This is a genomic window from Vibrio sp. V08_P9A1T1, from assembly GCF_963874405.1.
GTDB lineage: Bacteria > Pseudomonadota > Gammaproteobacteria > Enterobacterales > Vibrionaceae > Vibrio > Vibrio anguillarum.
In genome coordinates this window covers 19,698-27,174 of the sequence record NZ_CAWNIB010000166.1, presented here as the reverse complement: position 1 = coordinate 27,174, position 7,477 = coordinate 19,698, and the positions used below count along the sequence as shown (strand labels likewise).

Sequence of the window (7,477 nt, the reverse complement as noted above, 5' to 3'; positions counted from 1 at the left end):
GATGTCACACCAGCTCATTGCTTGGTTGCCTTATTTTTTTTATTCCATAGAATAGAAGCCATTACTAGCCTAATGGCTTTTTTTGTTGCTGAATTCCACAAATTGTCTATCGTTTAATCAAGTGATTATAGAAAAACAAAACTGAATAACGATTTTCAGAAGTGCGGCCACAATTTCTCTGATTTAAGGCAAATATTCTCACCTATGCAAGGTTTAGCAAAACTGCTTGTGATAGAAGACGATCCGCAGATCCGTCTCAATCTAAGTAACATTTTAGAATTTGTTGGAGAGCACTGCGAGGCGATCGAGTCATCCCAAATCAAGGATATTGATTGTTCAAGATTGTGGGGGGGCTGCATTATTGGATCGCTAAAAAGTGAGCAGTTAACTGATGAGATAGCTCAGTGGTTGACTAAGGCCAATTATATTCCACTTCTAATGGCAAACAAGCAGCCATATTCATTGGAAGAATTTACTCAATACGTCGGTGAACTTGAGTCACCCCTTAATTACCCTCAACTGAGTGACGCATTACGACATTGCAAAGAATTTTTAGGACGCAAAGGCGTGCAAGTTCCCTCTACATCGCGTAAGAATACCTTATTTCGTAGCCTTGTAGGCCAAAGTCATGGTATCCAAGAAGTTCGCCATTTGATTGAGCAAGTCTCAGGCACAGAAGCCAATGTGTTGATCTTAGGTGAATCTGGAACGGGCAAAGAAGTGGTTGCGCGTAACATCCATTATCATTCTGCACGCCGCAACGGTCCGTTTGTACCGATTAACTGTGGTGCGATTCCGGCTGATTTACTTGAAAGTGAATTATTTGGTCATGAAAAAGGGGCGTTTACCGGAGCGATAACCGCGCGTAAAGGTCGTTTTGAGCTTGCCGAAGGCGGTACTTTATTTCTCGATGAGATCGGTGATATGCCGATGTCGATGCAGGTAAAGTTGTTGCGTGTGTTGCAAGAGCGCTGCTTTGAACGTGTGGGCGGTAATACCACCATTAAAGTGAATGTGCGTGTGGTGTCAGCGACTCACCGCAATTTAGAAAACATGATTGATGATGAATCATTTCGTGAAGATCTTTACTATCGACTCAATGTTTTCCCAATTGAAATGCCAGCGCTAAAAGATCGCAAAGACGACATCCCATTGCTGTTACAAGAACTCATGACACGTATGGAAGCGGAAGGTGGACAGCCATTTTGTTTTACCCCGCGAGCAGTCAATTCGTTAATGGAACACAATTGGCCGGGCAATGTTCGTGAGCTAGCGAATTTAGTTGAGCGGATGATCATTCTCTATCCAAATAGTCTCGTCGACGTCAATCATTTACCAACTAAATACCGCTATAGTGATATTCCAGAATTCCAACCAGAGCACAGCTCCTATGGTTCTGTTGAAGACCAAGAACGTGATGTGCTTGCGGGTATTTTCTCTGAAAACTTCAGTTTTGAAGACGTCGAAGAGATGCACGAAAATCTCAACGCACCGCAGTCATTGCCTCCTGAAGGCGTGAATTTGAAAGAGCTATTGGCGGACTTGGAAGTCAATATGATCAACCAAGCCCTTGAAGCTCAAGGCGGAGTGGTAGCGCGTGCCGCTGATATGTTGGGTATGCGCCGTACGACCTTGGTTGAAAAAATGCGTAAATACAATATGCAACGGTGATTCAAAAACAGCATGGGTAAAGTTTAGTCAATATATTGGCAATGGATTAATTCTTTGATTTTAAAGAAAAATAGCCTGGCATGTATTTTGCGTGTTAGGCTATTGTTGTTTTATAGGTAGAATTTCGACATGCAGTCTCCTGACACACCCATTAATCAATCTCACTTAGATTCTGTAGAGGATCAAGTTGAGCGCTATAAACAGGTTCTTGATGTGATGCCTGCTGGCGTCATTTTGCTCGATACTCAAGGCGTAGTCAGAGAGGCTAACCCTGAAGCTCAGCGGTTATTGCAAGTCCCATTGGCGGGTGAAAAATGGTATTCCGTCATTCAAAGTGCCTTTGCGCCGAGAGAAGATGATGGGCATGAAATCTCGCTGCGCAATGGTCGTAAAGTTAGATTAGCCATTTCAGCATCAGCAACAGGCCAATTGATATTAATCACCGATTTAACCGAAACTCGGTTACTTCAATCACGCATCAGTGATTTACAGCGCTTATCCTCACTCGGTCGAATGGTGGCGTCTTTGGCACACCAAGTTCGCACACCGTTATCCAGCGCTATGCTCTATGCCTCAAATTTAGGTGCGCCTAACTTGCCAAACGCTACAAGAGAGCGTTTTCAGTCTAAGCTGATGGATAGGCTTCATGATCTTGAAAAACAAGTCAATGATATGTTGTTGTTTGCCAAAGGTGGTGACAATAAAGTCATTCAGCCGTTTACAGTGACAGACTTGGTCTGCGAATTTGTTCCCATGGTGGAAACGGCATTAAAAAATAGCGCAATTGATTATCATCAGGAAGTGGAACAAGAAGGGACAGTGGTGTTAGGCAATGCAAATGCCATTGCATCTGCACTGAGTAACTTAGTGATGAACGCAATACAAATTGCGGGTAAGGCGTCGCAAATTGATGTCTTTTTTCGCCCGGTAAATGGTGAGCTGAAAATCTCGGTACAAGACAGTGGCCCGGGAGTCCCTGCTGCGCTGCAAAGTAAAATTATGGAACCGTTTTTTACCACTCGCTCACAAGGAACGGGGTTAGGGTTAGCGGTGGTACAAATGGTCTGCCGCGCCCATGATGGGCGATTGGAATTAATTTCAGAAGAAGGGGAGGGTGCTTGCTTTACTATGTGCATTCCACTCGAGCGTCATGCCCCTTCTTCACCAACAGAGACTGGAGAAGGATGATGGCTCAAAGCAAAGTCTTAATCGTTGAAGATGATGAAGGTCTACGCGAAGCGTTAGTCGATACTTTGGCGCTGGCCGGTTATGAATGGCTGGAAGCTGATTGCGCCGAAGATGCACTGATTAAACTCAAAGCACATCCTGTTGATATTGTTGTCTCTGACGTTCAAATGGCTGGCATGGGTGGCCTTGCACTGCTGCGCAACATCAAACAGCATTGGCCCAATTTACCCGTGTTGCTGATGACGGCGTACGCCAATATTGAAGATGCTGTCTCGGCGATGAAAGAGGGCGCCATTGATTACATGGCAAAACCCTTTGCCCCCGAAGTGCTGCTCAACATGGTTAGCCGTTACGCGCCAGTGAAATCGGATGATAACGGTGATGCGGTTGTTGCCGATGAGAAAAGCCTGCGCTTATTGTCACTTGCCGACAAAGTGGCAAAAACCGATGCTAACGTCATGATTTTGGGCCCAAGTGGCTCAGGAAAAGAGGTCATGTCTCGCTACATTCATAACTCATCTCCGCGTAAAGATGGGCCATTTGTGGCGATCAACTGTGCCGCCATTCCAGACAACATGCTCGAAGCCACCTTATTTGGTTATGAAAAAGGGGCATTTACAGGAGCGGTACAAGCTTGTCCGGGCAAATTTGAACAAGCACAAGGTGGCACCATTTTACTCGATGAGATCAGCGAGATGGATCTGAACCTACAAGCAAAACTGCTGCGCGTACTCCAAGAGCGTGAAGTGGAACGCTTGGGGGGGCGTAAAAGCATTAAGCTTGATGTCCGCGTATTGGCGACCAGCAACCGCGACCTAAAGCAGTATGTGCAGGAAGGCAATTTCCGTGATGATTTATATTATCGTCTCAACGTCTTCCCAATCTCATGGCCAGCGCTACGTGACCGCAAAGGGGATATTGAACCGCTTGCTCACCACCTTGTAGAGCGTCACTGCACTAAACTTGGTTTACCTGTGCCTCGTATCGCGCCGCAAGCCATTAACAAGTTGCTTAGTTACGCTTGGCCGGGCAACGTCCGTGAACTTGATAACGTCGTGCAACGCGCGCTGATCTTGAGTGAGCAAGGAGACATTGCAAGTGAACATATCTTGTTGGAAGGGGTTGATTGGCAAGATGCTAGCAGCTTGCAACAAGTCGTAGAGCGCAGCGATATTGCCACACCAGAGATTAAGCCTGTAGCACAAGCCGAAGTGAACAAGCTGTTTAATAACAATGGCGCTGCATTGGGTGATGAGCTGAGAGATCAAGAGTACACCATTATCATGGATACTTTAGTCGAGTGCCAAGGCCGCCGTAAAGAGATGGCTGACAAGCTCGGAATTAGCCCTAGGACACTGCGTTATAAATTAGCAAAAATGCGTGATGCAGGAATTGATATCCCGAATTAACCCCAAAGTGGGTGATGGCATATAAATTGCTGCATCACAGAAAGAAGCAGCACAGCAGTCAAAGATTTGGCGTTAGAGGTAGCAATGAGACTTGATGGTTTAAACAGCGAAATGCAAACAATGATGTTGGAAGCAACCAATGCTCGTCCTGCGGCAACTGGACAAAGTGTGAGTGCTGATTTTGGCGACATGCTTTCCAAAGCCATTAATAACGTGAACAGTTTGCAAAAGACCTCAGGTAATTTACAAACCCGCTTTGATCGGGGAGATGAAAATGTCTCACTATCGGATGTGATGATTGCTCGTAACAAGTCGAGTGTAGCCTTTGAAGCGACGATTCAAGTTCGAAATAAACTTGTCGACGCCTACAAAGAACTCATGAATATGCCCGTATAAATTAGGTAGCCGCCGTGGCAGAAGATAAGCAAACAACCGATCTTACCGTGACCAGTGGTTCTGACCACGCTTTAATGGCGAGCTCAGATCTAGACATGGACACGCAAAACCCAGATCTTGAAGAGAAGAGTTCATCCAAAAGTGATTTTGCGATGGGCGACTTGGACTTGTTGCGCCAGGTGGTGTTAGTCCTCTCTATTTCCATCTGTGTGGCACTGATTGTCATGTTGTTCTTTTGGGTTCGAGAACCTGAAATGCGCCCGCTTGGCGCTTATGAAACCGAAGAACTTATTCCTGTCCTCGATTATCTTGATCAGCAGAAACTGACCTACAAACTAGATGGTAATACTATCTTAGTGCCATCCAGTGAATACAACAGCTTAAAACTCAACCTCGTCCGTGCAGGGTTAAATCAAAACAAGCAAGCGGGCGATGAAATCTTGATGCAAGACATGGGCTTTGGTGTTTCTCAGCGCCTTGAGCAAGAGCGCCTTAAACTTAGCCGTGAACGTCAGCTTGCCAAAGCGATTGAAGAGATGAAGCTCGTCAACAAAGCTCGTGTGTTATTGGCGCTGCCTAAGCAAAGCGTATTTGTTCGTCATAACCAAGATGCTTCTGCCTCCGTATTTCTTACCTTGCGAACTGGCGCGAACCTTAAACAAGAAGAGGTCGACTCTATTGTCGATATGGTCGCCAGTGCCGTGCCAGGGATGAAACCCAATCGAATTACCGTGACTGATCAACATGGTCGGCTGCTCAGCTCAGGCTCTCAAGATCCTGTGTCGTCAGCCCGCCGTAAAGAACAAGAACTTGAACGCAAGCAAGAAGAGGCGCTGCGTGACAAAATTGATTCGGTATTAATCCCTATTCTAGGTTTTGGTAATTACACCGCCCAAGTGGATATCCAACTGGATTTCAGTGCCATTGAACAAACGCGTAAACGCTTTGACCCGAATACGCCAGCGACACGCAGCGAATATACGCTTGAAGACTATAACAACGGCAATGTGGTGGCTGGCGTTCCAGGTGCATTAAGTAATCAGCCACCTGCCGATGCTTCTATCCCACAAGACGTCGCGCAGATGAAAGATGGCTCGGTACTTGGGCAAGGTTCGGTCCATAAAGAAGCCACGCGCAATTTTGAACTCGATACCACCATCAGTCATGAACGCAAACAATCGGGTGTGGTGAATCGTCAAACCGTTGCGGTGGCGATTAAAAACCGACCATCGGTTAACCCAGAGACTGGCGAAGTCACCTATACTCCCTTGAGCGAAAGTGAAATTAGCGCCGTGCGACAAGTATTGATTGGGACGGTTGGCTTTGATGAAAACCGTGGCGATTTGTTGAATGTCTTGAGCATGCAATTTGCCGTGCCTGAAGTTGAGTCAATGGTTGATGTCCCTATTTGGGAGCATCCAAACTTCAACGATTGGGTACGCTGGTTTGCTAGTGCCTTGGTTATTGTGGTTGTGGTGCTGGTGCTGGTTCGCCCTGCGCTGAAAAAACTGCTCAACCCTGCTGCGGATGATGATGACCCAATGTACGGACCTGATGGTTTACCGATTGGTGCTGATGGTGAAACCAGTTTAATTGGCAGTGGTATTGATGGCGGTGATCTCTTTGAGTTTGGTTCCGGTATTGATTTGCCAAACTTACACAAGGATGAGGATGTACTGAAAGCGGTGCGTGCTCTAGTGGCCAATGAGCCTGAACTTGCGGCTCAAGTAGTGAAGAATTGGATGCAAAATGCCTGATAATAAAAATAAGAGTGGAACAGAAGTGACAGAATCATCGGTTGATATTTCAACAATTTCTGGTGATGAAAAAGCGGCTATTTTGTTGTTGAGCTTAAACGAAGAGGACGCCGCTGGCATCATCCGCCATCTTGAACCTAAGCAGGTACAACGAGTCGGTAGCGCGATGGCGAAAGCGAAAGAGCTTAGCCAAGAGAAAGTCGGCGCGGTGCACCGTGCTTTCCTCGAAGATATTCAGAAATACACCAATATCGGTATGGGCAGCGAAGACTTTATGCGTAACGCGCTTATCGCTGCATTAGGTGCCGATAAAGCCAATAACTTGGTCGATCAAATTTTGCTTGGCACGGGTTCAAAAGGTTTGGATTCATTGAAATGGATGGACCCACGACAAGTGGCGAGCATCATTGTTAATGAACACCCACAAATCCAAACCATTGTTTTATCGTATTTAGAACCGGATCAATCGGCTGAAATTTTGGCGCAGTTTGCTGAACGTGACCGTTTAGACTTATTGATGCGCATTGCCAACCTTGAAGAAGTACAACCTTCGGCATTGGCTGAGTTGAATGAAATCATGGAGAAACAATTTGCCGGTCAAGCGGGCGCGCAAGCGGCGAAAATTGGTGGCTTGAAAGCCGCGGCTGATATCATGAACTACCTCGATAACAATATCGAAGGCATCCTCATGGATCAGATGCGTGAGCAAGATGAAGACATGGCAACGCAGATCCAAGATCTGATGTTCGTGTTCGAAAACTTAGTCGAAGTGGACGACCAAGGCATTCAAAAATTGCTGCGTGATGTACCGCAAGATGTACTGCAAAAAGCACTTAAAGGTGCTGATGACGCATTGCGTGAGAAGATCTTCAAAAACATGTCAAAACGTGCAGCTGAGATGATGAAAGATGATCTGGAAGCCATGCCTCCGATTAAAGTATCAGATGTCGAAGCGGCGCAAAAAGAGATTCTGGCGATTGCACGTCGTATGGCCGACAGTGGCGAAATTATGCTGTCTGGCGGCGCAGACGAATTCTTATAATCTAACCCTGACTC

General features: G+C 46.2%; 6 protein-coding genes. All 6 read left to right on the top strand.

The annotated features are described in order from the left end of the window. Window positions 1-204 precede the first annotated feature (204 nt). The 6 genes from AACT21_RS07595 to fliG all read left to right on the top strand — a co-directional run bounded on the left by AACT21_RS07595 (window position 205) and on the right by fliG (window position 7,463). Window positions 205-1,671, top strand: a complete 1,467-nt coding sequence (locus AACT21_RS07595; protein WP_017045739.1) for a sigma-54 dependent transcriptional regulator — start codon at window positions 205-207, stop codon at window positions 1,669-1,671. Between the two features lie 129 nt (window positions 1,672-1,800). After that, window positions 1,801-2,859, top strand: coding sequence for a sensor histidine kinase (locus AACT21_RS07590; RefSeq protein ID WP_094164288.1), 1,059 nt, complete (start codon window positions 1,801-1,803; stop codon window positions 2,857-2,859). After that, on the top strand, window positions 2,859-4,268 hold the full coding sequence (locus AACT21_RS07585) for a sigma-54-dependent transcriptional regulator (protein ID WP_026028065.1): 1,410 nt from the start codon (window positions 2,859-2,861) through the stop codon (window positions 4,266-4,268). The genes AACT21_RS07590 and AACT21_RS07585 overlap by 1 nt, the downstream gene beginning before the upstream one ends. Window positions 4,269-4,352: 84 nt before the next feature. Further along, window positions 4,353-4,664 (top strand): flagellar hook-basal body complex protein FliE, encoded by a 312-nt coding sequence (gene fliE, locus AACT21_RS07580; protein WP_094164287.1) that lies wholly within the window; start codon window positions 4,353-4,355, stop codon window positions 4,662-4,664. 14 nt (window positions 4,665-4,678) lie between these two features. After that, window positions 4,679-6,421, top strand: coding sequence for a flagellar basal-body MS-ring/collar protein FliF (gene fliF / locus AACT21_RS07575; RefSeq protein ID WP_013856309.1), 1,743 nt, complete (start codon window positions 4,679-4,681; stop codon window positions 6,419-6,421). After that, entirely contained in the window at window positions 6,414-7,463 is a 1,050-nt protein-coding gene (fliG, locus tag AACT21_RS07570) for a flagellar motor switch protein FliG (RefSeq protein WP_013856310.1), read from the top strand. The genes fliF and fliG overlap by 8 nt, the downstream gene beginning before the upstream one ends. Window positions 7,464-7,477: the final 14 nt, after the last annotated feature.